Source organism: Cryobacterium mannosilyticum, from assembly GCF_004402705.1.
Classification (GTDB): Bacteria; Actinomycetota; Actinomycetes; order Actinomycetales; family Microbacteriaceae; genus Cryobacterium; species Cryobacterium mannosilyticum.
Genome location: NZ_SOFM01000046.1, coordinates 11,861 through 36,707, shown reverse-complemented (window position 1 = coordinate 36,707; position 24,847 = coordinate 11,861). Strand labels below are relative to the sequence as shown.

The following is a 24,847-nucleotide window of genomic DNA, read 5'->3' as shown; positions in this document are numbered from 1 at the left end:
GACGAGACGAGCGGGAATTCGGCCCCTACGCGATCCCCAGTTGCACCAGCAGGCGCGGGAAATCGGTGACGAGGGCGTTCCAGACGATCTGGTAGTCGGTGTTCGCGTAGTCCTGGGCGAGGTAATTGCGCATGGCGCGCAGTTCGGCCCAGGCAACCTCGGGGTGCTGGTCTCGGTAGTCCTCGGGCAGTCGTTCGACGGCGGTCTGCAGGTCGATCACGATGGCCTTGGCGGCGAGTTGTTGAGTTCGGTCCGCGCGGTCGAAGAACACCGCGCGGCCGCGCGCCGTGATGAGGCCCGCGTGGCGCACCAGGTCACGGATGTCGGCGAGCAGGGCATCCGTTCGGTCGAATTCGTGAGTCATCCGGCCTCGCTCCCGCCGCTCCGGTCGCTCACAGCGGCACGGCTTCGGCGATGGCCCGGTCGCGAATGGTGCCCTCGGCCCGGTCGCTCATCACGTCGACGTGCACGCCGAGGAGTTGCTCGAGGTCGAGGACGAGTCCGGCCGCATCGAGGATGGAGGCCTCGGGGGCGAAGGAGACAAGGAGGTCGATGTCGCTGCCGACGGCATCCGTGCCCCGCGCGATGCTGCCGAAGACGCCCACGTTGCCGGCGCGGCGACGACCGGCCAATTCGAGCACGCGATCGCGCTCGCGCAGCAACACGGCCGATGGTCGCTCGGCGGTCGCGGCCAGGATGCGGGCCAGAGTCTCCGGGCGCGGCTGCACGCGGCCGGTTTCATAGGCCGAGAGATTGGGTTGCGGCACTCCCGCGCGCACCGCCAGCTGGCTCTGCGAGAGCCCGGCGCGTGCGCGGGCTTCGAGTATGCGGTCCGGCGTCCTCATGCCGGAATTGTAGCTCTCGACTATAGGGAGGCCCAGGGCCGTGTCTCTACCCACGCAGCAATGCGGGCGGGCGTCAGGCCTGCGCGCCCTTCCGCTTGCGGAACGCGATCATGTTCATCCGGCTGCCGCAGCGCGCACTGCAGAATCGCTTGGACCCGTTGCGGGAGAGGTCGAGGATGAGGCCTTCGCAGTCGTCGGCCTCGCAGATCCTCAGCCGCTGCATCTCGTCCATCCGGATCACGTCGGTCAGGGCGAGCGCGGCCTCCACGCGCATCCGTTCGCCGAGCGGAGCGTCGGGCGTCGTCGCGTGCAGGTGCCAGTCGACGCCGTCGTGCCGGGCGAGGTAGGGCAGCGCGTGCGCCGCCGCGAGCATTGAGTTCACCTGGAGAACGGCGTCGTCACGATCGAGGGCCCACACCAGCCGCACCTGATCGCGGGCGCGCAGCACGTCTCGCCGTTCGCGCTCGTCCCCGTCGATGCGCCCGGAAAAGGGATACTGGGCGAGGAACTCCGCCAGTTGGTCGAGGGTCGTGAGCTCGTCGGTGCCGCTGCGGGAGGCCGCCGGGTCGGTGTTGCCGAGCTCAACAGCGAACTCCAGAGCCTCCTCTGTGTCATGGGCAAACTGCATGTTGACTCCTAACGAACCATCGCATATTGTTATGGTTGTCATCAATTGTAGACCGCAACATGCAGCGCTCCGGGAGGAGACATCGTGAAGATCTCGTCGACATCGGGCGGCCTGGCAGTGGCGGTTCTGGGGTCCGTCACGTTCGGCACCTCCGGCGCGTTCATCAAACCGCTGCTCGAGTCGGGTTGGTCCCCGACCGCGGCCGTCACCGCGCGCGTGGTCGTCGGCGGGCTCGTGCTGCTGCCGGTCGCGCTCGTCTCACTGCGCGGCCGCTGGTCCGCCCTGTGGCGGGCACGCTGGCGGGTGCTCGTGATGGCCATCGTCGGCGTCGCCGTCACCCAGCTCTTCTATTTCGCCGCGATCCAGACCATTCCGGTGGCCACAGCGCTGCTGATCGAGCTGCTCGCGCCGCTGCTGCTGGTCGGCGTGGTGTGGGCGACGACCCGGCGCATCCCGCGCGCCCTGGTGCTGGTCGGCTCGGCCTTCGCCGTCGGCGGGCTGCTGCTCGTGATCGGCCCGGGTGCCATTCGCGCCGTCGACCCGGCCGGTCTGACGTTCGCGTTTCTTGCCATGGTCGGCTGCGCGATCTACTTCGTCGTCGCGGCCCGTCCCAGCGACGGGCTCCCGCCGGTCGCGTTCGCGGCCTCCGGTCTCGTGCTGGGCGGCCTGATCCTCGGGCTGCTGGGTGTCAGCGGTCTGCTTCCATTGACCGTGACCCTCGGCGACCTGCCGCTCGCGGGCTTCGAGCTGCCGTGGTGGGTGCCGCTGGTCATCGTCGCGGTGGTCAGCACCGCGATCGCCTACGTCGCCGGCATCACCGCGGCCGAGGCGCTCGGCTCGCGGCTGGCCTCCTTCGTCTCCCTGCTCGAGGTCGTCTTCGCGGCGCTGTTCGCGTGGCTCCTGCTCGGCGAACAGCTCATGCCCCTCCAGCTCCTCGGCGGCGCGCTGATCCTCGGCGGCATCGCGGCCGTGCGGGCCGCGGGCTCCGCCGACGAATTCCCCGTCATCGCCGCCGAGACGCTCGCCCTGCCGGCGCACGACCTGCCGGCGCACGACCTGCCGGCGCTCGGCCTGCCGGCGCTCGGGCTGCCGGCGCTCGACCTGCCGGCGCTCGGGCGCGAGGTTCTCGAGCCCCGCTGAATCGTCCCCGGCGCTCCCAGGCCGCGCCGGTTTCCGCAGGCCGCACCCGCCGTCGCGGGCGCGGGCTGCGGCTGCGGTTGCGGGCACGGGCACGGGCCGCCGTTGCAGGCACGGGCTGCGGTTGCGGCTGCGTTTGCGTTTGCGGCTGCGGTTGCGGCTGCGGTTGCGGTTGCGGTTGCGGTTGCGGCCGCGGTTGCAGCGCGGGCTGAACGGAGGGGACGCACACCGCCCTGTCCGCGGGCAACATCGCAGCCGCCGCCTGTTCCTCCGGGCTACCTGGCGGCGGCCGGCCGTTCCGCGACGGCACGCTCGAGCAGCTCCAGGGCGACTTCCCACGGGATCCGCTCCTGCTCCAGCCGCACATTCCCCTCCGAACGGATGCGCTCCAGCACCCGCTGCTCCCCCGCCGTCAGCGTCGAATAGGTTCCGGCGGCCGCCTTCGGCTCCGGCACCCAGAGGTCGCGGTAGGCGAGCAGCGTCTTTTCGTCCATCAGCACGCTGGTGACATCCGCGCAGTGGGAGCGGAGCGCGTGCAGAATGGCGAAGCCGTCCGAGTCGAGGTCGCCCCAGTAGATGATCCGCCCGGACCGGATCCAGGGGATGCGGCCGAGGCGGGGTGCCGCGTACCCGCCACCGTGTACGACGACGGCTCCGGGCAGCTCGGGCATCGCGAACATCGTTTCGAGGTTCTCGAACACGAAGACCACGCTCGGTGCGACGGGCAGGGCCGCCAGCTCGTCCACCGGAGCGATCACGTCGCAGATCCCCCCGGGCCGCAGCGCCGGGTCGAGGAACCGCACGCGCACCATGGTCGGCGCGTCGAGCAGCCCCAGCGAGAGCCGCCCGCTGACCGCCGCGTGCAGGCTCTCGACGACCGCGCGGTGCCGCTCGAGCCATTTGGTGTCGATCCCCCGAATCGGCAGCTGCCGAATGCGCCAGCCGGAGGCCGGGTTCTCGGCGAGCCACTCCACGACGAGCACCAGGGTGCTGAAGTCCGCCTCCGCGAGCAGCTGAAGCGTGCGCCCGTGGGTGCGGATCGCCGCCGCCAGCGCGTCGACGGATGCCGCCCGCCCGGCGAACGCGCCGCGCACCACCGCCGCCCGGTCGCGCAAGGTTCTCCACTCCTGGCCGGCAGCGGCCCCGGCGAACGCGGCGATGGCATCCGCTCCCCGGAGCACGCACCGCTCGGGCACGGACTGCGCTCCGAGGCTCGGCCACTGCCGACCGCCCCAGGTCACCGAGAAGGCCGGAGCCGGCACAGCCGGAGCCGACACGGCCGGAGCGGACACAGCCGGAGCCGGCACAGGCACAGCCAGCACAGGCAGAGCCAGCACAGCCGGAGCCGCCCCAACCAGCGCAGGCACCCCAACCGACCCAGCCGGAGCCACCCCAGCCGGAGCCGTAGCGTCGCCGGCCACCGCCTGCCATTCCCGCACCCAGGCGATCGCCGCCGACTGGTCGGCGAGGGCGGAACGCTCGGTCGGCGGGTGCAGCACGATCTCGAGCAGGGCATCCTCACCGCCGAGCGCCGCCCAGTCGCGCTGGTCGGCCGTGACCTTCTTGAGCGCGCGGGCCCTGGCCTCGGCGACCGTCAGCATCCCGCGCGCCGGTGCCATCAGCGCTCAGCCCGGTCGGGCGCGGGCCCCGGCGGGGCATCCTCGGTGCGATAGATCACGGCCGCGGTGCGCGAGTCCTTGCGGGAGGCATTCGTGATCGAGGTGATGCCGCCGACATACGGTTCGATCGTCTGCAACAGCTTCTCAGGCGTGGCCAGGATCATGTGGAAGCCGAACTCCACGAACACGTCCATCGCCATCCGGGTGTAGCGGCTGTCGGCCTTGTCGAACGCCTCATCGAGGATGATCGTGGCGTACGACGGCAGTTCGTCTTCGTCGGCGGCGAGCTGGTAGCGCAGCGCCGCCGCGAGGCAGAAGATCACCAGCTTCTGCCGCTGACCGCCCGAGAGGCCCGCGCTCGAGTCGTGCACATTCACGGTGCGCCCGGCCAGGTCCACCTCGTGGGCCATGAACGTGACGTGCTGGCGGGTGTCGAGGCAGCGCCGGCTCCAGGCCAGGTCGGCGTTCTCGCTGGACGCGAGCCGCTGCATCAGCCGGTTCAGCACGGCGAAGCGCTGCTCGGCGGCGGCCAGGGTGTCCTCGCCCCAGGCCCCGTCGACGACGGTCTTCAGGTCGGCCATGAACTGCAGCACCTCGGGGGTGCGCCGGGTCTTCACCTCGATGCGCAGGTAACGCTCCACGTCGAAGCGCGACCGGCCCAGCGACGCGTTGACCGGATCGATACGGTCGGCGATCAGCTTGGGGGCGTCACGGATGTCCGAGGCCAGGTGCCCGATCAGGTCGCGTGACTTGTCCCGCAGCAGCTTGAGGAAGTTGCCCTCATGCTCGGGCAGTCCCCGCTCGAGGATCCCCGAGAGCAGCGCACGATAACCGGCCCGGTCGTCGATGGAGATGGTCAGGTCGCCGGATGCCGCGGCCCACTTCGCCTTGAACGCGCTGGCACCGGCGATGAAGTCCGATTCCGCACGCCGGAGCAGAGCCTGCGCGGCGCTCGATTCCTTGTGCAGAACCTCGCTCACCTTGCGGCCGACCTCGCCGATGTTGCCGCGATCGATCTTGCGTTGCACCGAACGGTACCGGGTCTCCAGCCGGGCCACATCGGATTCGCCCATCACGCCGGGCTGGTCCTGCGCCCGCAGAAGCAGATCGGCGATGAGCGCGTCGACCGTGGCGAGGGTGGCGTTGACCTGGCTCACCCGCAGCGCGGCCTCGCGAGCACGCGCGTCGGCTCCCTGGCGGCTCTCGCGCGCCTGCTTCTCCAGGCCCAGGGCATCCTGCAACTCGGTGTTGCCCGTGGTGAGGGCCTCGAGCTGTCGGTTCCGGGCGCGCACGAGCTCGTCGGCGGCCGCTCGGTCCAGTTCGGCCCACTCCTGGCCGACCACCCGTTCGAGCACCGTGCGGCGGCGGATGGCGGCCGTCTTCGCGGCGTCCGCCTGCGCGAGCCGCACCCCGGCCTCGTCCCTGCGCCGTTCGGCGTCGCGGCGCCGGGTGAGGAGCAGGTCGACCTTGGCCTCGTTGTCGGCGCCGAGGATCCATTGGGACCGGTCGTCGATGCGGTGACGGTCGTTCTTCTCGTAGCGGCGGGCGGACTTCTTCACCTGCCCGCCGATGGTCACACCCCGGTCGACGGTGTCGAGTTCGTCGGGGCTGTCGACGCAGGCGAAGTCGAACTCCGCGGCGACGCGCGCCTGCAGCCAGTCGTGGAACGGTCCGTCGCTGACCCGGATGCGGTGCAGCAGCGACCGGGAAGTGCGGGCGGCCCGGGGCTGGTCGGCGACGGCGGGCACCGCCTCGAAGACCAGCCGGGCGCCGAGGTTGCGGGCCTCCACCCGGCGCCGCACCTCGGGGAGGTGGTCGTCGCGCACGAGCAGCGCGCTCGCGATCGGGAACAGCACCCGTTCGATCGCGCCACTCCAGTCGGCGAACTCGGGCAGCACCTCAATCAGCTCGCCGGCGAACGGCAGGGCCGACTCGGTGACGCCGAGTTCCTCGGCCAGGCGCTTGCGGGCGAGCAGCAGCGCCGCCGGCAGGTTGCTCTTGCGGGTGCGCATCTCGGTGAGCTCGCCGTCGATCGCGGCGAGCTCTCGCTTCGCCGCGGAGTACTGCTCGTAGTCGCCGTGCTCGTGGGCGGCGGCGGGCGCCGTCTCGGCGAGGGCGCGGCGGGAGGACTCGACGAGTTCGGCGAACTCCTCACCGTTCGTGGGGGCACCGTCGACGCCGACGCCGGCGAGTTCTTCGGCGAACCGGCTCCAGCGGGTGGCGGTGGCCGCGGCATCCTTCACCGCGTCGTTCACGCGTTCCTGCATCTGGGCGGCATCGGACCCACCGAGTTGCAGGGCCCGGCGTTCGGCGGCGCGCAACAGTTCGGCGGCCTCGGCGAGGGAGGCATCCGTGGTGCGGGCGTCGTCGACGGCGCGTGCCTGCTCGGAGCGCAGCAGCCCGCGTTCGTCCTCGGCGAGGCGCAGGGTCAGCCGGTTCTGGAACGGGTCGATCAGGTCGCTGAGCCGGTCGGCCTCTGCTCCCGCGGTCGCCGCGCTCTCGTAGCCGGCGATGGATGTCTCGAGCGTTTTCAGGTGCTCGGCCTGGCGGCGCAACTCGACGACGTGCTGGTGGGCCTGGTTGAGTTCGCCGAACTGCTCCACGGCGTTCTTGGCCCGGGCGAAGGTGGCCGGTTCATCGAGCATGAAGTCGCGGAACAGCTGGTCGAGGCTGCCGAGGTTCTTCGCCGACTGGGTCTTGTGCAGCAGGTGCAGGGCGTTCAGGCTTCCGATGCCGAGCAGGCGGCGGAGGCGCGAGTAGAACGGCGCGTGGGACCCGGTGGTCGTGACGACCGCGTTCGGCCAGGCGCTCTTGATGCGCCGGGCCTCGATTCCGGATGCCACGTGCTCGCGAAAGTCGAGCAGGCTCACGTCGACCCGGTCGATGAAGCAGGCGTCCTTGAGGTCGGCCTTGTCGACGCTGGACCCGCGCAGGTGGAACAGGCGCGCCAGGGTGACCGGGGCATCCCGTTCGTTCTCGAAGCGGAGCAGAATGCCGCTCCAGGTGGCGGTCTTGCGCAGGTAGGTGCTCACCGCGCGGTCGAGGGTTTCGTCGGCCTCCTTGCTCCACGCCCCGCGCACGTAGCTGACCAGGGTGCGGTCGTCGTTGCGGCTGGTGGAGTCCTGGGCGGCGGCGTTGAAGCGCAGCCACTTGTCGGGGGTGAGCACGGTGCCGATCGCATCCAGCAGCGAGGACTTGCCCGAGCCGGACGCCCCGGTGAACAGGTGCCCCGTGCGGGCGACGTCGATGCGGTGGTGCCCGCCGAAGGTGCCCCAGTTGAGCAGCTCCACCCGGGCCAGCCGCCACTGGCCCACGTGAATCGGCCCGTTCGCGGCCGGCTGCGCTCCGGGCTCGAGCGAGTCGTCGAGGCCCGTCATCTCGAGCATCGTCATGCGGTCATCTCCTCGGCCTGGTCGGGTGTTGCGTCATCCGTGAGGTCGGCATCAGCATCGTCGACACCACCGACATTCAGGTCAGGACCGGTCCCGCCCTCGGCGATCCGCCGGTACTCGCCGCTGATCGCCGCGATCTGCTCGGCGTCGACGATCAGTCGCAGCACGGGCGAGATCTCGGCCCGGTCCTCGGCGCCGGCCTGGTGGATCACCCGCAGCGTGTTCTTCATCTTCAGCCAGGTGGAGTTCAGCCGTTTGTTGAAGTCGGTCTCGTCACGATCCGCCGTGCGGTAGACCCGCAGCTGCTCGAAGACGTCCTCCTGCCCCACGATCACCCGGCCGTCGCCCTCCCCGGCGAGCAGCATCTGGCGCAGCACGAGCAGCATCGCCGTGTCGAGGAAGGTGAGCGCGGCGGTGCGCACGGTGCTCGGTAGCTTGAGCTCGGTCGTGCTCACATTGCGCACGAACGCGAACTCGCCGACCCGGTCGACGACCAGCTCGAGGAACAGCTCGTGCAGGCGAGAACGGATGCCCACCTCGTCGGCCAGCAGCGCCGACCACAGCGCGGGGGCCTTCACGCCCGACAGGTAAGGGCCCTTGATCAGCTCGAGCAGCGCCCGCCGCGCCTGCTCGCCGATGAGGCCGGTGTCGCCGGGCCAGAGGGCGGCGGCGGGCGCGGCATCCGTGCCGATGCCGGTCGCGGAGCCGGACCCGGTGCCGGTCTCGGTGTTGAAGTCGTCGGTCACAGTAGTCTCCCCGTGAAGCGGTAGATCGGAATGTCGGCGGCGCGGGCCCTGTCGTCGGAGCCCAGCCAGCGCACCGTCTCGATGCCGCCCGGCGCGGTGCCCTGGTTAGCGGCCAGGGTGAGCAGTCCCACGACACTGGCCACACCCTGGCTGACCGGATGCCGTTCGAGCACCTCCCGCACGGTGCACTGCGGCGCCTCGGCCAGCACCGCATTCACGTTGCCGATGAGCTCGGCGAAATCGATCTCGGTGGCGCGGGCGAGGGCGCGGAGTGCCTCGAGGTCGGCGACGCCGGCCACGTGCTCCTCAATCGGTGCGCCGGCGTCGAGGTCGGCCGGGTCGTGCAGCCGGATGGCGCCGACGCTGCCGAGCGCCACCGCCGAGAGTTCCAGGTGCAGGGTCGTCGGCTGGTAGGGCCTGGTGTGCCCGGATGCCTCCACGCCGGCGGCCAGCGCCGTGCGCAGCAGCCCGCGCAGCACCCGGTCGCGCTGGTAGTCCTGGGACTGCACGTAGCGGCGCAGCCCGCGGGCGAACGCGGTGATGACCTCGTGGATCTCGCCGCTGTGGTCCTTGAGGGTGCCGATGAAGCGGCGCAGGTAGCGCCGCTGCGCCGAGGTCAGCTCACCCGCGAAGTCACGGGCCAGCACCCGCTCGATGTCGTCGTCGAACGTCGCGCCCACGGCGGGGTCGAGCACGAGCGCGGAGAACCCGGCGAAGCTGCGGCCCTCGTCGGACTCGCCGATCAGGTCGACGCCGCGGAACACCTCATCGAGCACGGTGCGCTGGGTGTCGTCGGATTCGACGATCCGCGCCCGCAGGTCACGGTTGAGGGTCTCGAATTCGGCGCGCACCCGGGCGAAGTCCGACGGGATATCCTCGGCCTGGGCGAGAATATCCCGCACCCGCTCGAGCGCGCGGGCCGCATCGAGGGTGTCGAGGTCGCCCGAATGGATCCGCTCGATCTGGGCGTCGATCCGGTCCCGCTGCGCGTGCAGCTGCTCGAGCCGCCGGGTGGCATCGGGATCGGTCTCGATGGCCAGTTGGCCCAGCTGCACCCCGATACTCGCCAGCCGCGACTCGGTGACCGTCTGCCGGGGCGCGGCAAGCTGCTCCAGAAAACGGATGGCGCCCAGCGCGCCCGCTGCCAGCTCGAACGTCTCGCCGCGCGCTTCCTCCGCGGGGCGGCGGGTGAGAAAGCCGGCCTTGCGCCATTCGGCGCAGTAGCCCTGGGCGCTCTGCGGCAGCTCGAAGCCGTGGCCGCGCAGCGCCTCGAGGTCGTGGTCGAGGCGCTCGTAGAGCTCGTCGGTGGGCAGACGCCGGCTTTCGGCCCCGAGATGCTCGCTGAGCAGGGCCGCGATCACGGGGGCGTTGTCGGCCCGCAGGAGCCGCCAGGTGGCATCCGTGTCGACAAGGTGTTTGAGCGCGTGGGTCTGACTCAGAGCGGACACGGGTCACACCTCCTTCGGCTCGGGGCTACTGGGCACAGGAACGAGGCCCCCGATTAATCATGCCGCATGGCGGGGATATCGGTGGTCGTGTCGCTGAGCTGAGCTCGAACGTCCACCCTCCGTGCATAACTCCTGCAAATCGGTGACACTCCCGGCACGTTCCGCGTGATTACGCGAGCGGAAAAATGGGCAGGCAGAATTTGAAGGAGTTGTGCCCGCCACGCGCGGGTCAGAGCGCCAAGGCCCGCATTCGCCGCGTGGTCGCAGCCAAGCTACCGCACCCGCCGCAACCGAATCGGCCCCTTCGCCGTCGACGGATCGACCACGGCGCCGCCCTGGGTGATCTGCAGTTCACCGCGGGCGACCATGCGGCGTGCGGCTCGTCGGGCCGGTTCCGTCAGTTCGCGCCACCCCTCCCCGCCGACCACTTTCGCCGCGTCGGACGGGCAGATCGTGGCATCCGTGGCCCGTGCACTGAGCAGCGTAACGATTGTCTCCTCAAGCCGGAGGTCTGTCGCGCTGACTCCATGAGCGCGGCAGGCGGCCGAGCAGTACTTCACCGAATCCCAGTTGTTCGCCCACTTCGCGCGCCACTCGATGCGCCGCCCGCACGAGGAGCACGTCTTGACCGCCCGGCCACCGGTGGCGTCAGGATCGGTGGGTGTTCGTTGACGGTGGGCCATGCCTTCTATCCTGCGGGATTGCGGGGGCCTGGGCATCCTTCCGGCCAGACCACCGATCGGCGCCGCGGGCGTGACGAATCCAGCCGGGAGCCGTCTTATCAGTGACGGATGTCCCCGCCCGCGACTTCTCAGACCGGCCGCCCCCTCAGGGCGCTAGGATTCTCGACCTGAACCCGAAGGAAACCCCCGTGACGCGCACCGACCGGTCGAGTGCCGAACGCCGGCGCGAAGACGCCGTGACCGCCCGCGGCCGCAGCACCGAGGTGGACGGGCACCAATTCACGGTGCACTCCCTGACGAGCACTGCACCGACCCCGAGGCCGGACGCGCCGACCTATCTGCTGGTGCACGGCATCGGGGCGTCGCACCGCTACTACCGCCGGATGCAGACGAGCCTGGCCGCCACCGGCCACACGCTCTCGGTCGACCTCCCCGGATTCGGCGGCACCCGCAAGCCCGGGCGGCCGGTCGCGATCGAAGAATACGGCGCCCTGCTCGGCCGGCTCCTCGATCAACTCGAGGTGCCGCGGGTGGTCGTGGTCGGTCATTCGATGGGTGCCCAATTCGTCACGGAGCTGGCCCGGCAGCGACCGGATGCCGTCTCCCACCTGGTTTTGATCGGCCCCGTCACCGACCCCCGCCGGGCGACCGCCGTGCAACAGGCGATGGGCCTGACCCGGGATGTGGTGAAGGAGTCGCCGTCGGGGAATCTGATCGTGTTCCAGGACTACCTCGAGTGCGGCCCGCGCTGGTTCTCCACCGAGCTCGTCCCCATGCTCGACTACCGCACCGACCTGGCCCTCCGTGAGGTGCGTTCCCCCACCCTCGTGGTCCGCGGTTCCGACGATCCCGTCTCGGGCAGCGACTGGTGTGCTGTGCTGGCGGCCGCCGCGCCACACGGGCAACTCCTGGAAGTCCCGGGGCACCGGCACCTGGTGCACCACAGCGCCGCCGCGCAGACCGCCGCCCGCATCGAGGAACACGTCCGGCGGCATCCGCCGGTCGCGCGGCCGGCCCCATGAGGCACCGTGTGCTGAACCCCCGTCTGCTGAGTCGCCGGCTGCGCGAGGCCAGGTGGTGGTTGCTCGACTACGCCTACGCGGTGACCGGGCAGACCCGCGCTTTCCTCTCCCGTGCCCGGCCGACGGACTTCCGCTCCGGTGCCCGGGCCCCGATCGTCATCATCCCCGGGGTGTACGAATCCTGGCGGTTCATGCGGCCGCTGATCCAGACTCTGCACGACCACGGGCATCCCGTGCATGTGGTGCCGGCGCTCGGCCGCAACCGGCGTTCCCTGGCGGAGGCCGCCGCGACCGTGGCCGCCCACCTCGAACGGGAGAACCTGACCGGCGTCATCATCGTGGCGCACAGCAAGGGCGGCCTGATCGGCAAGCGGCTCATGACGACCGATGACCCCGAGCATCGGGTGACCGGAATGGTCGCGATCAGCGCGCCCTTCGCCGGTTCCCGCTATGCGCGCTACTGGGTCGTGCCAAGCATCCGTGCCTTCGCCCCCGCCAATGTAGCCCTGCACGGCCTCGGCCTGGACCACCGGGTCAACCACCGCATCACCTCCATCTACGGGGTGTTCGACCCGCACATCCCCGAGGGCAGTGAACTCGCCGGCGCCCGCAACATCCGGCTCAGCATCGGCGGGCACTTCCGCATCCTCGGCGACCCGACGACCGCGCGGGCAGTGCTCGACGCGGTGACGGATGCCGCGGCGCCGGCGGCCTGACGCCACTGACGGGAGCGCTACCGCGGCCGCCGTAACCGAATCGGACCCTTCGCGGTGGACGGATCCACCACCGTTCCGCCTTGCGTGATCTGCAGTTCGCCGCGGGCGACCATGCGCCGGGCGGCTCGTCGGGCAGGCTCCATGAGGTCGCGCCACGCCTCGCCGCCGATCGCTCGCGCCGCGTCGGACGGGCAGATGGTCGCATCTTGCGCCCGCGCACTGAGCAGCAGTGCGATGGTTTCTTCCAGCCGGAGATCGGTCGCGTTGACGCCCTGTCCGCGGCACGCGGCCGAGCAGTACTTCACCGAATCCCAGCTGCCGGCCCACTTCGTGCGCCACTCGATTCGCCGCCCGCACGACGCGCACGTCCTGTCGGCCCCGCCCCGTGCGGGGTCAGAATCAGCGGATTTTCGTTGACGGTGGGCCATGCCTCTATCCTGCGCGATTACTGGAGCGCGCGCGCCGGCCTGCTGCCGGCGGTGGCCGACCGCTCTTTGCGACGACGACGGCGAGCTGCCCACAACTCGTGGCCAATGCATCGTCGATCGGCAGGCGCTGAAGGTGCTCTGGAAGACGGACAGCCTCTTCAGCCGCTCCGCGCGCACTGACCTGCCGCGCCCGTTTGCAGGATGACTACCCCCGCGAACCCCATCGCCAGGCCCCAGGCCACGCTCATCCTGCATTTGCACGCACATGCACCACGGATGCCGGGAAAACCGGACCCGGCGATCTCACGCACGTAGTCGGCGAGGGTGCTGAGAGAATGAACCCATCATGAAGACCCTCCTCAACCTCATCTGGCTCCTGCTCTCGGGCGTCTGGCTGTTCCTCGGCTACATGCTGGCGGCGCTCATCATGTTCGTGCTCATCGTCACCATCCCCTGGGGAATCGCGGCGGCGCGGATCGGCGTCTACGCGCTCTGGCCGTTCGGCAAGACCGTGGTCAACACGCCGAACGCGGGCGTCGGTTCCTTCCTCGGCAACCTCGTCTGGGTGGTGCTGGCGGGCTGGTGGATCGCCCTGACCCACCTGGTCTCGGGCATCGCGCTCTGCATCACGATCATCGGCATCCCGTTCGGGATCGCCAACTTCAAGCTGATCCCGGTCGCGCTCCTGCCGCTCGGCAAGCAGATCGTCGACCTGCCGTAAACTCTCTGCCTAACCCTTCCGATAGATTTCGGACCGGTGCCCCAGTCCGACTGCGATCAAAACCAGCACGTCGTCGTGAATCTCGGCGACTCATATCCCGAGTTCAGCCCACAACTTATCCGCAGGCTTGCTCTTCTTTCCGGTTTCTTCCCACTCACGAATGACCCGATCGGCCCAATACCGTTCTTCCAGGTCATCGAGATGCTCGTGGATCGCCTCGCGAACGTAGAAGGTCTTCGAGCGCCCCGTGCGCGCCGCGAGCTGCTCGAGACGTTGTTCATCCTCGGGAGACAGTCGTACTGAAATGGCCACGTGAACCTCCTTGAGATACAAGTATCTCACGCGCTCCAGATATCCGAAGGAATCTCGCATTTGCAGGGGTCGGCGATATTCCGCGCCGAGAAATACGAAGTCCCAGGGGTGCTGCGCCTTCTGCCGGATGACGAGCGCACGCACGGCGTCGAGCCCGCATTCGAAGCTGGAGCGCCGCGACCCGGGACTGCCCGCCACCCTCCGTGCCCGCCGAGCCGTGGAGGTAAGCCACAGCGACGCTTGGTATCGTCGGTAGGGACTCGACGGGCGCGTGGCGCCCGGTGAAGAATCTGCTGAGTCCGCCGTCGGCCCCGCGCCGCCGCGGCATCCACCTCGATGCGTCAACGCCGCCGCGCACATCGCCCTCGCCGCCACGCCGCCGGGCACCCTCGAACTCATCACCAACCAAGGACGCACCTCATGACCTCCCTCTCCCCCGACGCCGCTAGCGTCGCCCGCCAGATCGACCACACCCTGCTCACGCCCGAGGCCACCGCCGCAGACGTGACCGCACTCATCGCCGAGGCCATCAGGCTCGGCACCTACTCCGTCTGTGTCTCGCCGTCGATGCTGCCGCTCACCATCCCCGCCGACGCCGACCTCAAGGTCGCGGTCGTCTGCGGCTTCCCCAGCGGCAAGCACCACAGCGTCATCAAGGCCGCCGAGGCCGCGCTCGCCATCGAGCAGGGCGCCGACGAGATCGACATGGTCATCGACATCGGTGCGGCCGAGGCCGGCCGCTTCGACGACGTGCAGGCCGATATCGCCGCCGTGCGCGCGAGCATCCCGGCCCCAAAGGTGCTCAAGGTCATCATCGAATCCGCGGCGCTGACGGACGCCGAGATCATCTCCGTGTGCCAGGCCGCCGTGGCCGCGGGCGCCGACTTCGTCAAGACCTCCACCGGCTTCCACCCCGCCGGCGGGGCGACCGTGCACGCGGTGCGCCTGATGAAGCAGACCGTGGGCGACCGGGCCCAAGTGAAGGCGTCGGGCGGCGTGCGCAGCTACGATGACGCCCTCGCCATGCTGGCCGCCGGCGCGAGTCGCCTCGGCGTCTCCGGCAGCGCCGCACTGCTCAGCGGCGCCACACCGGTCCTGACCGGCGCCTATTAGGCGTCCACGCCGGCTCGCCGCGGCCTGCCCCCGCCGAAGCACCACTAGTTCGGGTTGTGTTGCCTGACCGAGAGTGACCCGTGACCGGGCGCGACGACACATTTCGCGGCGTAAATCGGAACTCCGCCGTGCTCCGCTGTCTGGGTGAGGATGAGGACCGCCGCTGACGGCCCTATGTTCAGCGGTTTCGCTCGCGTGGGGCCGGCCTCGGTTGCGACGATCTGGCACACGCCGTTTGTGAAGACGTGGCCGTTGGCCTGCATGGATGCGAGGAGTGTTCGTGGTTCAGCGGCGATCTCCGAGAGCTCGGATGCGATTCGCGCGCTCACATCACTGAGGTAGCGCCCAGCGGGGAGATGCTCTTGCACAGTGGCAACGGGAACGCCATCCTGCAGCAAGACGCTCTCGCGGATCCAGGCGTTGGCAGCCGGGTCGAGCGAGAGTCGGTGGGACACGAAGTCTGTAACCCCTTCCAACTCGAAGCGCCCCGGCTGGACAGTCAACGTCGTGTTCGGTTCGGCTAAGGCGATCTCAAATGGCTGCAGCTGCTCCAGTCCGCCGTGCGGGATAGAGTCCGTGACGAATCGCCCAACTCCGCGACGGGTGACCAGTAACCCGTCTTCTTCGAGGAGCATCAGCGCCTCGCGTACGGGTGTGCGACTGACGCCGAGCATGGCCGAAAGCTCCGTTTCCCTCGGCAGCATCTCGCCGAGCCGAAACGCGCCGGAGCGGATTCCATCCGCGAGCCGCGTGTAGACGGCGACTCGAATCGGCTGGCCGACGGTGAGGTGGAGCTGCTGGTGCAAGAACGGGTGCGGTTCCAAACGGGTCGTCACGAGACCTCCTTGTCACGCCGAACGTATCACATTTGACATGGTACCCGAGAGGTATAACCTCATACTGCATAGACGAAGGAGTCAACATGAGTTCAACCACCATGAGGGTCGGATCACAGTCAACGATGAAGGGCCTGTATCCCCCCACGAGCAGCACGCCGCATATCGATCCCAAGGGGGTGGACATCGCCGAGACGATCCTCCTTCCGGGGGACCCGCTGCGAGCGAAGTTCATCGCCGAGACATACTTCGACGACATCCGCTGCTTCAACGAGGTTCGTAACATGTTGGGTTTTACGGGCACTTACCGGGGGCGCCCCGTGTCCGTGATGGGCACGGGTATGGGCATCCCCTCCATCTCGCTCTATAGCTACGAGCTGATCCACTTTTTTGGGGTTAAGAACCTGATCCGGGTGGGCAGCTGCGGCGCTATGCAGGAGAACATGGAGCTCTACGACGTGGTGATCGCCCAGGGCGCGTCGACCGACTCCAACTACCTGAACCAGTTCAACCTGCCCGGTTCATGGGCGCCGCTGTCGTCCTACAGGCTGCTCGAGCACGCCAAACGGATCGCCGACGAGCGCGGTCAACGCACCCACGTGGGCAATGTGCTCTCGTCCGACCTGTTCTACGGCGCCGATCCCGACGCCATGGGGAAATGGATGAAGATGGGCATTTTGGCCGCCGAGATGGAGTCGGCAGGTCTGTTCGCCAACGCCGCGGCCGGCGGCGTCGATGCGCTCGGCATCTTCACTGTTAGCGACCACCTCGTCACCAACGCCAAGACCACCCCCGAGGAACGGCAGACCGCCTTCACAGGAATGATCGAGATCGCGCTGGAACTGATCTGATGAGCACCACGACTCACGCCAAGCGTCCAACCCAGGTCTTCACACCGACCCGGGCCGTCCCCATCCTGCTGTTCCTCTTCGTGTTTTCGCTGGTGCTGGACAATGGCTTCAAGTTCATGTCGCCGGCGCTGGCGCAGAATCTCAACCTGCCCGTCAACACCGTCAGTCTGCAAGCCACGCTGACCGGCATCCTGATCGGGATCGGTGCCGTGGTCTACGCCGCGCTGGCCGACTCAATCAGCATCCGGAAACTCATCATTTTCGCGATCCTCGTGATGACGATCGGCTCGATCATCGGCTTCATCTTCCAGACCAACTTCTGGCTGATCCTGGTCGGCCGGATGATCCAGACCGCCGGCTTGGCAGCCGCCGAGACCCTCTACGTGATCTACGTCACCAAGCATTTCAGGGGCGACGAGCAGAAGAAGTACCTGGGCTTCAGCACCGCAGCCTTCCAGCTGTCGCTACTGATCGGCACCGTCGGCAGCGGCTTCATCGCCACCTACATCGGCTGGGCGGCCTTCTTCCTGGTCACCTTACTTTCGCTGCTGACCATCCCGGTCGTGCTCCGCACGGTTCCTGCTGCGGCAACGCATGAGGGCCACGTGGACGTGTTCGGGCTTTTCCTGATCGCGGTGTTCGCCACCGGCATCATCCTCTTCATGCAGAACTTCAACGTGTGGTATCTGATGCCAGTCGTCGCGGGGCTGATCCTGTTCATCTGGCACATCCGAACCCACGAAAATGCCGTGATCACCATGGCATTCTTCGCCAACGCTCAATACTCGCTGATGATCATCGTTGTGTTCGTCATCTACTCGGTCCAGCTGGGCTACACCTTCCTCTTCCCGTTCCTGGTATCCGACATCTACGGCTACAACCTCGGAGAGGTCTCCCTGCTGCTGATCCCCGGCTATATCGCCGCCGTGATAGTCGGCTCGGCCACCGGCAAAATCGCCCGGGTCCTCACATCCAAGCAGGCCGTCACCACGGCGTTGATCGTGATCATCGCCTCGATGCTGATCCCGGCTTTGGTGGTGGACAAGTGGATCGGGATTTTCGTGATCTCGATGATCTTGTTCGGGATGGGCTTCGCGTTGATGTACGGCCCCCTCGTGTCGACTGCCATCAGGCGGGTGCCGGTCGAGAACTCGGGTATCGCCATCGGCTTCTACAACCTCACCATCAACATTGCCGTGCCGATCGGCATTGCCTACACCGCAGCACTGATGAACCTGAAGCCCAACCTGCTTGGGGGGATCGCCGGCACCGACCAGGCCTCCTCTTACGGAACTGTGTTGTTGATTCTCGCGGCGGTCGCTGCCCTCGGCCTGGTGCTCTACCGCGCCTTCGTCGCGGTCCTGGAGCGCCAAGGCGAACCCGCACCCGCACCCGTCACCAACTAAGGACAAACCATGATTTCCACCCCCACTATCGCCCCCGACGCCGCTAGCGTCGCTCGCCAGATCGACCACACCCTGCTCACGCCCGAGGCCACCACCGCAGACGTGGCGGCCCTTGTCGCCGAGGCCATCCGGCTCGGCACCTACTCCGTCTGTGTCTCGCCGTCGATGCTGCCGCTCACGATCCCCGCCGGCGCCGACCTCAAGGTCGCGGTCGTCTGCGGCTTCCCCAGCGGCAAGCACCACAGCGTCATCAAGGCCGCCGAGGCCGCGCTCGCCATCGAGCAGGGCGCCGACGAGATCGATATGGTCATCGACATCGGCGCGGCCGAGGCCGGCCGCTTCGGCGATGTGCAGGCCGATATCGCCGCCGTGCGCGCGAGCATCCCGGCCCCGAAGGTGCTCAAAGTCATCATCGAATCCGCGGCGCTGACGGACGCCGAGATCATCTCCGTCTGCCAGGCCGCCGTGGCCGCGGGCGCCGACTTCGTCAAGACCTCCACCGGCTTCCACCCTGCCGGCGGGGCGACCGTGCACGCCGTACGCCTGATGAAGAGGACCGTGGGCGACCGAGCCCAGGTGAAGGCGTCGGGCGGCGTGCGCAGCTACGATGACGCCCTCGCCATGCTCGCCGCCGGCGCGAGTCGCCTCGGCGTCTCCGGCAGCGCCGCACTGCTCAGCGGCGCCACACCGGTCCTGACCGGCGCGTACTAACCTCCGGCGCCCGCCGGGTCCTGGCGTTCACCCCGCCGACAGGTCGACCAGCACCTTCCCGACCGCGCCGCTCTCGACCAGCACGTGGGCATCCGCGGTGTGCGCGAGGTCGAAGCGGTGCAGGGCCAGCCCGACCTCCTCCCCACGGCCAGGGCGCCGTCGGTGAGGGCAGCGGTGATGTCCTCGGCCGCCGCCCGAATCACGTCGGTGGCCAAGCATACGCAGACACGAACAGAGGGCGACCCCGCACCGCGGAGCCGCCCTCTGGCGAAACATGGAACTGGCGAAGCTAGACGGCCTGGGCCGCTGCTTCCTTCTCTGCCTTGCGCCTAGCCTTCTCGGCGTCGAGGATGACCTTCTCGGCCGCCTTCTCTTCTGCGATCCAGGCGTCGCGCTTCGCCCCGGGCACCCAGCCCTTGTCCACTACGCGGATCTGGTAGACGATCGCGACGCTGACCAGCACCACCGCGATGAGGATTGCGAGAATGACTCCGAGGCCGCCGCCGACACCGACGCTGACACCGATGAGGGTGCCGAACCAACCGAAGTCGGCGTCGCCGAAGGTGCTGTTCGCGAAGCCCAAATCGCCGAGGACCAGCAGCAGGATGGCAGGCAGGATCGTGATGATCACACCGTTGACGAATCCACCGATAATCGCGCCCAGGCGGCCGCCGGTGGCGTTGCCGTAGACCCCGGCTCCACCGCCGGTGAAGAAGTGCGGCACCATACCGGGGAGGATGAGCGCGAGCCCGAACACCGGGTTCAGCCAGATCGCCAGCACCCCCAGCGCGAGGAGGCCACCGGCGAAGGAACTCAGGAAGCCGATGAGCACGGCATTGGCGCCGAACGGGAACACGATCGGGATGTCCAGCGCGGGACGCGCACCGGGAACAACCTTCTCGGCGATGCCCTGGAACGCGGGCACCAACTCGCCGAGCACCGTGCGCACACCGTAGAGGATGACCGCGACACCCACGCCGAACTGCAGCGCCTGAGCGAAGGCCGCCATGATGAACGCGCCGGCGTCGGCGGAGCCGAAGATGTCGAGCGCCTCCTTCAGCGGAAGGGCGATGAGGCCCCAGACGGCGAAGACCAGGTAGATGAGCACCATCGACAGCGAGGTGGCGACCATCGAGTCGCGCAGGAATTTGAGTCCCTGCGGGAACTTGATCTCTTCGGTCGACTTGCTGCGGCGGCCAACGGCCTGGCCGGCCGCCCCGGCGGCGATGTAACCGAGGGTGCCGAAGTGGCCGATGGCGATGGTGTCGTTGCCGGTGATCTTCTTGGTCCAGGGGTGCACGAATGCGGGCATGACCACCATGATCACGCCGAGCAGCAGGGCGCCGACGACGACCACGAGCCAGCTGGCACCGTCGCCGAAGCCGACGGAGAGCACCACGGTGAGCATGGTGGCCATGAAGACCATGTGGTGCCCGGTGAGGAACACGTACTTGAGCGGCGTGAAGCGGGCCAGTGCAAGCATCACCAGGAACCCGAGGCTAAGCACGTAGGTGCTCTGGGCGCCGAACTGCTCCTGCGCGATGGCGGTGATGACCTCGTTCGTGGGGATGACGCCCTGGGCGCCGGTGACCGCGAGGATCAGTCTGCCAAGCGGGTCGAGGGAGCCCACGACGACGTTGGCGCCGGCTCCGAGGATCAGGAAGCCGAGGGCCGCCTTGAGCGCGCCGCCGATCACCTGTCCGGAGTTGCGCTTGAGCGCCATCAGCCCGATGGCGGTGATGATGCCGATCAGATAGGCCGGCACATTGAGGATCTGCTGTCCGATGAAATTCAGTACGACGACGAGCCACTCCATTGTGGGAGCTCCATTTTCTGTGAGAAGGGAAGGTGAAAGGGACTACTCGACGGCGGCGGTGAGCTTCTCGGTGATCTCCTCGAGATCGAAGAAGTTGTTGATGACGATGACCTCGGCGGGCACATCGCCGAGTTCCTCGGCGAGCTCCTGGGAAGTGAGCACGATGTCGGCCGTCTGCGCGGCGCCGCGGGCCACTCCCATATCGGCGGCCTCGACATCCGCATCGATATCGAGCTTCGCGAGAACCTTCTCGGCGTTCATTTTCAAGAGCACGGATGTACCGATGCCCATTCCACAGACGGCGATTATTTTCATGGGGTGCCTTTCGATTGGGTGAGATAAGAGGGCAGAAGAGTGGGGTGGATGCGTGTGTCGCGCGTCAGGCGACCGCGGCGAGCCCGCCGAGCACGGCGCGAACGTCGTCCGGGCTGGTGGCCGCCGTGAGGCGCTCCATGGCCGAGCTGTCGGAGAGAACACCGGCCAGCGCACGCATCACTGTGAGGTGAGCGTCGTGGTCGACGGCGGCGAGCCCGATCACGAGGTTGACGGGGTCGTTGGCTTTGTTGCCGAATTCGACGGGGGTGGCCAGGCCCACCCAGCTGAGTCCGCCCGTGAGAACCGCCGGCGACGGCCGGGAGTGCGCCAGGGCGATGCCCGGGGCGATGACGATGTACGGGCCGTGCTTCTCGACAGCGGCGATCATCTCGTCGGTGTAGGCATCCGTGGTTGCTCCACCGGACACGAGACCGTCGCCGGCGAGACGGATCGCGGCACGCCAGTCGGCTGCATTCGCCTGGGTCACGATGGACGACAGTGATTCGGCGAGGTTGAAAGCCACGACTGAACTCCTTTGTTTGGATTCGAGCCACCCCCTGACTGCGAGGGCAACTGGGATGACTGTATAAGCCTAAGCGACCTTTTGTCTACAAATGAACCAAAGTTTTTTGAGATTGACTGCCGGGCGTCTCGACGTGGCGTCGGGGGCAGCGGATGGCGGGCGCGGGCAGCGTGGGAACCACCCCGAGCTCGAATCAGATCGACGGAACGAGCAGGGAGACACCGGGCAGGCCGCCGCGGGTAAGCCGGCTGATGCGGTCGGCCTCGAAGAGTGCGTCCTGGGCGATGAGCGAGGCTCCCGTGATGCCGGCGATGTGGCCGAGCCGGGATTTCTCCACCACCAGCCCCTGCAGGGCGAAGTCCCGGGCGCCGGCGAAGATAGCGTCGCGGATGGCCCCGAGGAAGGGCTCGCCGGCCTGGGCGAGGTTGCCGCCGACCACCACGGCCTGCGGGTTGAGCAGGCCCACCACGTGCGCCAGGCTCTGCCCGATGGCGGTGCCGGTCTCTCTGAGTAGCCGCAGCACCTCCGGGTCGCCCTGGTTGGCAAGGCCGACGATGTCGTTGCTGGTGCGCACGCGGTAGCCCTGGCGTTGCAGTTCGCGGCGGATCACCGCACCGCTGGCGATCGTCTCGAACCGTTCGGTGCGGGCTCCGCCGGAACGCACCGGGCTGAGATCGCCCGCGCCTCCCCGGGAGCCGTGGTAGATCGAGCCGTCGAGCACAAACGCCAGACCGACCCCGATGCCGGCCTTGAGCACCGTGATGTCCCGGTATTCGCTGCAGCCCCGCCGCGCCTCGGCGAGCGCCATGATGTTCACGTCCCGGTCCACGGCGAAGACGGCATTGTTGAAGCGGCCGGCGAAGTAGTCCTTCACCAAGACGCCGTCCCACTGCGCGTCCACCTGCGGGGTGGCGAGTCGCCCGGTCACAAAATCGACCGGGCCGGGCACTCCCACGCCGATGCCCACCACGTCGGCCCGGGTCTTGCCGAGCCGGTCGAGCATGTGGTCGAAGACCTGGCCGGCCCATTCGAAGATCTCGGCCGGGCCCTCGCTCAGTCCGATGTCGGCCTCATCCTCGCTGAGGATGGTGGAGACCAGGTCGGTGATGGCCAGGCGGGTGTGTGACCCGCCAATGTCCACGGCGAGCAGCAGGCCGGCGTGCGGATTGACCGCGAACTCCTCGGGCGGGCGGCCGCCGCGGGAATCGAGTTGCCCCACACTCACCACGATCGACGCGAGCAGCAGTTCGTCCAGACGCCGCGCCAGGGTGATCCGCGACCAGCCGAGCTGGTCGATGAGGTCGCTGCGGGTGGTGGCGAGGCCGGATCGGATCAAGCCGAGTACCACGCCCGAGCCCGTGGATAGAGTGTGCGCCATCGAATCCTTACCCCCTTCGACGCATCCGCGGGCGCACTGCACTCCCGCCGGATCCGTTATTGACTTAAGTACATTTGTATACCAAAGTGTCTCCCATGGCTACCGAATCAACGAATCCCACGTCAACGACGACGCACACCGAGCTCGACGCCCGCGCTGTCGCGAGCGCCCAGGCCCTGGCCGCCCACATCGTTCAGGCCAAAGGACATGGACACGGCGGCACCGCCATGGCATTGGCGCCATTGTCCCACGTGTTGTTCTCCCGAGTTCTGCGCCACTCCCCCGCCCACCCCGACTGGCCTGCCCGAGACCGATTCATTCTTTCGGCTGGTCACGCCAGCCTTCTGCTCTACACCCAGCTGTTCTTCACCGGCTACGGCCTCACCCTCGACGACCTCGCCAAGAGCCGCACCCTCGGCTCGAAGACACCGGGGCACCCCGAGGTGCACCACACCGTCGGCGTCGAGATGAGCACCGGACCGCTCGGCCAGGGCGTCGCCTCCGCTGTCGGGATGGCCATGGCCGCCCGGCACGAGAGCGCCGTGTTCACCCCCGGATCCGCGCTACTCGACCACACCACGTGGGTGCTGGCGGGCGACGGATGCCTGCAGGAGGGCGTCTCCGGTGAGGCCTCGAGCCTGGCCGGCACCCTCGGCCTCGACAACCTGGTTCTCATCTGGGACGACAACGGCATCACCATCGACTCCGGCACCGCCGACACCTTCACCGAAGATGTGCGCGCCCGGTACCGGGCCTACGGCTGGCGCGTGCTCGAGATCGACACCCCCAACGACCTCGACGCCATCGAGGCCACCCTCCGCGCGGCGGCGGAACGTACCGGCCGCCCCACCCTCGTGGCCCTCCGCACCGTCATCGGCGCCCCCTCCGCGAAGTTCGGCGGCACGTCTGCCGCGCACTCGGGCGGCTTCGGCGCCGACGAACTCGCAAGAGTGAAGACCACGCTGGGCTTCGCCCCCGACGCTCCCCTCGAGGACCTCGTCACTTTCGAGACCCTCGCTCACACCCGCGGTGCGCTCACCCGCGGCGAGCAGCTGCACCGCGACTGGGAGGCCGACCTGGCCGCCTGGAGCGCCGACGACCCCGCAGCCGCCGCACGGTGGAACGCCTTCCGCGGTGGTGAGTTCGACAGCTCTGCACTCAGCGCCGTGAACGTCGGCAAAACCGGCGACCTGATCGCCACCCGCAAGACCAACGGCACCGTACTCCGCGCCCTGCAGGGCTCAGTTCCCTTGTGGGGTGGCTCGGCCGACCTCGCCGGCTCCACCACCGTGGAGGTCGATGGCGACCGTTTCTCTGCCGCGAATCCCGGCGGCGAGTTCATCCGGTTTGGCATCCGCGAACACGCCATGGCCGCCATCCTCAACGGCATCGCCCTGCAGGGCCCGTGGCGCCCGTTCGCCTCGACCTACCTGGTGTTCAGCGATTACATGCGGCCGAGCATCCGTCTCGGAGCGCTGATGGGCCTCGGCGCGGTGTACGTGTACACCCACGACTCCGTCGCCGTCGGCGAAGACGGTCCCACCCACCAGCCGGTTGAGCAGATCGCGTCACTCCGCACCGTTCCGGGGCTCGACGTGGTGCGCCCCGCGGACTCCGTCGAGGTCGTCGCGGCCTGGCGCCGCATCCTCGCCTCCCCCGACCGGCCGGTCGCGCTCATCCTCAGCAGGCAGGACCTGCCTGTGCTGGACAGCACCGACACCACCCCCGTGGGCGTGACCGCTGGCGGCTACGTGCGCTGGCAGCACGGCGACGGCAGCGACCTGGCGATCCTCGCCACCGGCAGTGAGGTTCACCTCGCGATCGAGGCCGCCGCCCACCTCGCCGAGCAGGGCATCTCCGCCCGCGTGGTCTCCATGCCCTGCCTGGAGTGGTTCGCCGAGCAGACCGCCGACTACCGCGAGTCCGTGCTGCCGGCCGCGCTGCGCGCCCGGGTGGCCGTCGAGGCGGGCCGCGGCGACGCCTGGTACCGCTGGGTGGGTCTCGACGGACGCGTCGTGTCCATCGAGGAGTTCGGCGAGTCGGGCGGCGGCCCCCAGGTTATGCGCCGCCGCGGCATCCACCTCGACGCGGTCATCGAGGCTGCGCACGCCACCCTCGCCGCCTCTCTGGTCAGGGAGTCGGTAGGTTCACGCACTCGGTGAGACACGCCGTCCATCCTGCGCGATGGCCGGCGCGCACGT

25 protein-coding genes are annotated in these 24,847 nt (G+C 68.6%); 9 read left to right on the top strand and 16 right to left on the bottom strand.

Going from position 1 to position 24,847, the window contains the following annotated elements:
* Nucleotides 1-25: 25 nt before the first annotated feature.
* From E3O32_RS15225 to E3O32_RS15215, 3 genes are all read right to left on the bottom strand, one after another.
* Nucleotides 26-364 (bottom strand): HepT-like ribonuclease domain-containing protein, encoded by a 339-nt coding sequence (locus E3O32_RS15225; protein WP_134510679.1) that lies wholly within the window; start codon nt 362-364, stop codon nt 26-28.
* Between the two features lie 28 nt (nt 365-392).
* Entirely contained in the window at nt 393-845 is a 453-nt protein-coding gene (locus E3O32_RS15220; RefSeq protein WP_134510678.1) for a helix-turn-helix domain-containing protein, read from the bottom strand.
* Nucleotides 846-918: 73 nt separating this feature from the next.
* Entirely contained in the window at nt 919-1,473 is a 555-nt protein-coding gene (locus E3O32_RS15215) for a CGNR zinc finger domain-containing protein (protein WP_134510677.1), read from the bottom strand.
* 84 nt (nt 1,474-1,557) lie between these two features.
* Here E3O32_RS15215 and E3O32_RS15210 point away from each other — a divergent pair, with 84 nt between their 5' ends.
* Nucleotides 1,558-2,613 (top strand): EamA family transporter, encoded by a 1,056-nt coding sequence (locus E3O32_RS15210; RefSeq protein ID WP_134510676.1) that lies wholly within the window; start codon nt 1,558-1,560, stop codon nt 2,611-2,613.
* Nucleotides 2,614-2,885: 272 nt separating this feature from the next.
* On the opposite strand, the gene E3O32_RS15205 is transcribed toward E3O32_RS15210, so the two are convergent.
* The 5 genes from E3O32_RS15205 to E3O32_RS15185 all read right to left on the bottom strand — a co-directional run bounded on the left by E3O32_RS15205 (nt 2,886) and on the right by E3O32_RS15185 (nt 10,498).
* Entirely contained in the window at nt 2,886-4,229 is a 1,344-nt protein-coding gene (locus E3O32_RS15205) for a Wadjet anti-phage system protein JetD domain-containing protein (RefSeq protein ID WP_134510675.1), read from the bottom strand.
* Complete coding sequence (locus E3O32_RS15200) at nt 4,229-7,621, bottom strand: ATP-binding protein (protein WP_134510674.1); 3,393 nt, start codon at nt 7,619-7,621, stop codon at nt 4,229-4,231. Before E3O32_RS15200 ends, E3O32_RS15205 begins: the two co-directional genes overlap by 1 nt.
* On the bottom strand, nt 7,618-8,367 hold the full coding sequence (locus E3O32_RS15195; RefSeq protein ID WP_241975014.1) for a DUF4194 domain-containing protein: 750 nt from the start codon (nt 8,365-8,367) through the stop codon (nt 7,618-7,620). The genes E3O32_RS15200 and E3O32_RS15195 overlap by 4 nt, the downstream gene beginning before the upstream one ends.
* Nucleotides 8,364-9,815 (bottom strand): DUF3375 domain-containing protein, encoded by a 1,452-nt coding sequence (locus tag E3O32_RS15190; RefSeq protein ID WP_134510673.1) that lies wholly within the window; start codon nt 9,813-9,815, stop codon nt 8,364-8,366. The genes E3O32_RS15195 and E3O32_RS15190 overlap by 4 nt, the downstream gene beginning before the upstream one ends.
* Before the next feature lie 272 nt (nt 9,816-10,087).
* Nucleotides 10,088-10,498 carry a DUF2256 and DUF3253 domain-containing protein gene (locus E3O32_RS15185; RefSeq protein ID WP_134510672.1) on the bottom strand — a complete coding sequence of 137 codons (411 nt, stop codon included), beginning with the start codon at nt 10,496-10,498 and terminating at the stop codon, nt 10,088-10,090.
* Nucleotides 10,499-10,686: 188 nt separating this feature from the next.
* Here E3O32_RS15185 and E3O32_RS15180 point away from each other — a divergent pair, with 188 nt between their 5' ends.
* Both E3O32_RS15180 and E3O32_RS15175 read left to right on the top strand, forming a co-directional pair.
* Nucleotides 10,687-11,520, top strand: a complete 834-nt coding sequence (locus E3O32_RS15180; RefSeq protein ID WP_134510671.1) for an alpha/beta fold hydrolase — start codon at nt 10,687-10,689, stop codon at nt 11,518-11,520.
* Between the two features lie 8 nt (nt 11,521-11,528).
* Complete coding sequence (locus E3O32_RS15175) at nt 11,529-12,236, top strand: esterase/lipase family protein (protein WP_241975012.1); 708 nt, start codon at nt 11,529-11,531, stop codon at nt 12,234-12,236.
* A 17-nt stretch (nt 12,237-12,253) separates the two neighbouring features.
* Here E3O32_RS15175 and E3O32_RS15170 read toward each other — a convergent pair whose 3' ends face one another.
* Nucleotides 12,254-12,664, bottom strand: coding sequence for a DUF3253 domain-containing protein (locus tag E3O32_RS15170; RefSeq protein WP_134510670.1), 411 nt, complete (start codon nt 12,662-12,664; stop codon nt 12,254-12,256).
* A gap of 346 nt (nt 12,665-13,010) precedes the next feature.
* On the opposite strand from E3O32_RS15170, the gene E3O32_RS15165 reads away from it, so the two are divergent.
* Entirely contained in the window at nt 13,011-13,385 is a 375-nt protein-coding gene (locus E3O32_RS15165) for a YccF domain-containing protein (protein ID WP_134510669.1), read from the top strand.
* Between the two features lie 90 nt (nt 13,386-13,475).
* On the opposite strand, the gene relB is transcribed toward E3O32_RS15165, so the two are convergent.
* Nucleotides 13,476-13,895: a type II toxin-antitoxin system RelB family antitoxin gene (gene relB, locus E3O32_RS15160; protein ID WP_241975010.1), complete on the bottom strand. Its 420-nt coding sequence runs from the start codon at nt 13,893-13,895 to the stop codon at nt 13,476-13,478.
* 222 nt (nt 13,896-14,117) lie between these two features.
* Between relB and deoC (E3O32_RS15155) the strand changes: the two genes are divergently transcribed.
* Complete coding sequence (gene deoC / locus E3O32_RS15155; protein WP_134510668.1) at nt 14,118-14,810, top strand: deoxyribose-phosphate aldolase; 693 nt, start codon at nt 14,118-14,120, stop codon at nt 14,808-14,810.
* Between the two features lie 44 nt (nt 14,811-14,854).
* Here the strand turns inward: deoC (E3O32_RS15155) and E3O32_RS15150 are convergent, their stop codons facing one another.
* Nucleotides 14,855-15,646, bottom strand: a complete 792-nt coding sequence (locus E3O32_RS15150) for a GntR family transcriptional regulator (RefSeq protein WP_134510667.1) — start codon at nt 15,644-15,646, stop codon at nt 14,855-14,857.
* 86 nt (nt 15,647-15,732) lie between these two features.
* On the opposite strand from E3O32_RS15150, the gene deoD reads away from it, so the two are divergent.
* From deoD to deoC (E3O32_RS15135), 3 genes are read left to right on the top strand one after another with little or no spacing between them, the layout of a single operon-like run.
* Complete coding sequence (deoD, locus tag E3O32_RS15145; protein ID WP_370250377.1) at nt 15,733-16,497, top strand: purine-nucleoside phosphorylase; 765 nt, start codon at nt 15,733-15,735, stop codon at nt 16,495-16,497.
* Entirely contained in the window at nt 16,497-17,903 is a 1,407-nt protein-coding gene (locus tag E3O32_RS15140; protein WP_134510666.1) for an MFS transporter, read from the top strand. Before deoD ends, E3O32_RS15140 begins: the two co-directional genes overlap by 1 nt.
* A gap of 9 nt (nt 17,904-17,912) precedes the next feature.
* Nucleotides 17,913-18,614: a deoxyribose-phosphate aldolase gene (gene deoC / locus E3O32_RS15135; protein ID WP_134510665.1), complete on the top strand. Its 702-nt coding sequence runs from the start codon at nt 17,913-17,915 to the stop codon at nt 18,612-18,614.
* A 27-nt stretch (nt 18,615-18,641) separates the two neighbouring features.
* Here deoC (E3O32_RS15135) and E3O32_RS15130 read toward each other — a convergent pair whose 3' ends face one another.
* The 5 genes from E3O32_RS15130 to E3O32_RS15110 all read right to left on the bottom strand — a co-directional run bounded on the left by E3O32_RS15130 (nt 18,642) and on the right by E3O32_RS15110 (nt 22,646).
* The gene (locus tag E3O32_RS15130; RefSeq protein WP_174776526.1) at nt 18,642-18,833 is read right to left on the bottom strand and encodes a hypothetical protein; all 192 of its coding nucleotides are present in this window, start codon (nt 18,831-18,833) and stop codon (nt 18,642-18,644) included.
* A 70-nt stretch (nt 18,834-18,903) separates the two neighbouring features.
* Nucleotides 18,904-20,430 carry a PTS ascorbate transporter subunit IIC gene (locus E3O32_RS15125; protein WP_134510664.1) on the bottom strand — a complete coding sequence of 509 codons (1,527 nt, stop codon included), beginning with the start codon at nt 20,428-20,430 and terminating at the stop codon, nt 18,904-18,906.
* A gap of 42 nt (nt 20,431-20,472) precedes the next feature.
* Nucleotides 20,473-20,745, bottom strand: coding sequence for a PTS sugar transporter subunit IIB (locus tag E3O32_RS15120; RefSeq protein ID WP_134510663.1), 273 nt, complete (start codon nt 20,743-20,745; stop codon nt 20,473-20,475).
* A 64-nt stretch (nt 20,746-20,809) separates the two neighbouring features.
* Entirely contained in the window at nt 20,810-21,268 is a 459-nt protein-coding gene (locus tag E3O32_RS15115) for a PTS sugar transporter subunit IIA (protein ID WP_134510662.1), read from the bottom strand.
* Between the two features lie 193 nt (nt 21,269-21,461).
* Nucleotides 21,462-22,646: an ROK family protein gene (locus E3O32_RS15110; protein ID WP_134510661.1), complete on the bottom strand. Its 1,185-nt coding sequence runs from the start codon at nt 22,644-22,646 to the stop codon at nt 21,462-21,464.
* Nucleotides 22,647-22,741: 95 nt separating this feature from the next.
* Here E3O32_RS15110 and tkt point away from each other — a divergent pair, with 95 nt between their 5' ends.
* Nucleotides 22,742-24,808 carry a transketolase gene (gene tkt, locus E3O32_RS15105; protein WP_134510660.1) on the top strand — a complete coding sequence of 689 codons (2,067 nt, stop codon included), beginning with the start codon at nt 22,742-22,744 and terminating at the stop codon, nt 24,806-24,808.
* The last annotated feature ends 39 nt before the right edge of the window (nt 24,809-24,847 follow it).

What these genes read in the sequence shown, in the direction of transcription:
- E3O32_RS15225 (WP_134510679.1), bottom strand. Translation starts at nt 364, where the DNA reads ATGACTCACGAATTCGACCGAACGGATGCCCTGCTCGCCGACATCCGT.
- E3O32_RS15220 (WP_134510678.1), bottom strand. Translation starts at nt 845, where the DNA reads ATGAGGACGCCGGACCGCATACTCGAAGCCCGCGCACGCGCCGGGCTC.
- E3O32_RS15215 (WP_134510677.1), bottom strand. Translation starts at nt 1,473, where the DNA reads ATGCAGTTTGCCCATGACACAGAGGAGGCTCTGGAGTTCGCTGTTGAG.
- E3O32_RS15205 (WP_134510675.1), bottom strand. Translation starts at nt 4,229, where the DNA reads ATGGCACCGGCGCGCGGGATGCTGACGGTCGCCGAGGCCAGGGCCCGC.
- E3O32_RS15200 (WP_134510674.1), bottom strand. Translation starts at nt 7,621, where the DNA reads ATGACGATGCTCGAGATGACGGGCCTCGACGACTCGCTCGAGCCCGGA.
- E3O32_RS15185 (WP_134510672.1), bottom strand. Translation starts at nt 10,498, where the DNA reads ATGGCCCACCGTCAACGAACACCCACCGATCCTGACGCCACCGGTGGC.
- E3O32_RS15170 (WP_134510670.1), bottom strand. Translation starts at nt 12,664, where the DNA reads ATGGCCCACCGTCAACGAAAATCCGCTGATTCTGACCCCGCACGGGGC.
- E3O32_RS15165 (WP_134510669.1), top strand. Translation starts at nt 13,011, where the DNA reads ATGAAGACCCTCCTCAACCTCATCTGGCTCCTGCTCTCGGGCGTCTGG.
- deoC (WP_134510668.1), top strand. Translation starts at nt 14,118, where the DNA reads ATGACCTCCCTCTCCCCCGACGCCGCTAGCGTCGCCCGCCAGATCGAC.
- deoD (WP_370250377.1), top strand. Translation starts at nt 15,733, where the DNA reads ATGAGTTCAACCACCATGAGGGTCGGATCACAGTCAACGATGAAGGGC.
- E3O32_RS15140 (WP_134510666.1), top strand. Translation starts at nt 16,497, where the DNA reads ATGAGCACCACGACTCACGCCAAGCGTCCAACCCAGGTCTTCACACCG.
- deoC (WP_134510665.1), top strand. Translation starts at nt 17,913, where the DNA reads ATGATTTCCACCCCCACTATCGCCCCCGACGCCGCTAGCGTCGCTCGC.
- E3O32_RS15130 (WP_174776526.1), bottom strand. Translation starts at nt 18,833, where the DNA reads ATGCTTGGCCACCGACGTGATTCGGGCGGCGGCCGAGGACATCACCGC.
- E3O32_RS15125 (WP_134510664.1), bottom strand. Translation starts at nt 20,430, where the DNA reads ATGGAGTGGCTCGTCGTCGTACTGAATTTCATCGGACAGCAGATCCTC.
- E3O32_RS15120 (WP_134510663.1), bottom strand. Translation starts at nt 20,745, where the DNA reads ATGAAAATAATCGCCGTCTGTGGAATGGGCATCGGTACATCCGTGCTC.
- E3O32_RS15110 (WP_134510661.1), bottom strand. Translation starts at nt 22,646, where the DNA reads ATGGCGCACACTCTATCCACGGGCTCGGGCGTGGTACTCGGCTTGATC.
- tkt (WP_134510660.1), top strand. Translation starts at nt 22,742, where the DNA reads ATGGCTACCGAATCAACGAATCCCACGTCAACGACGACGCACACCGAG.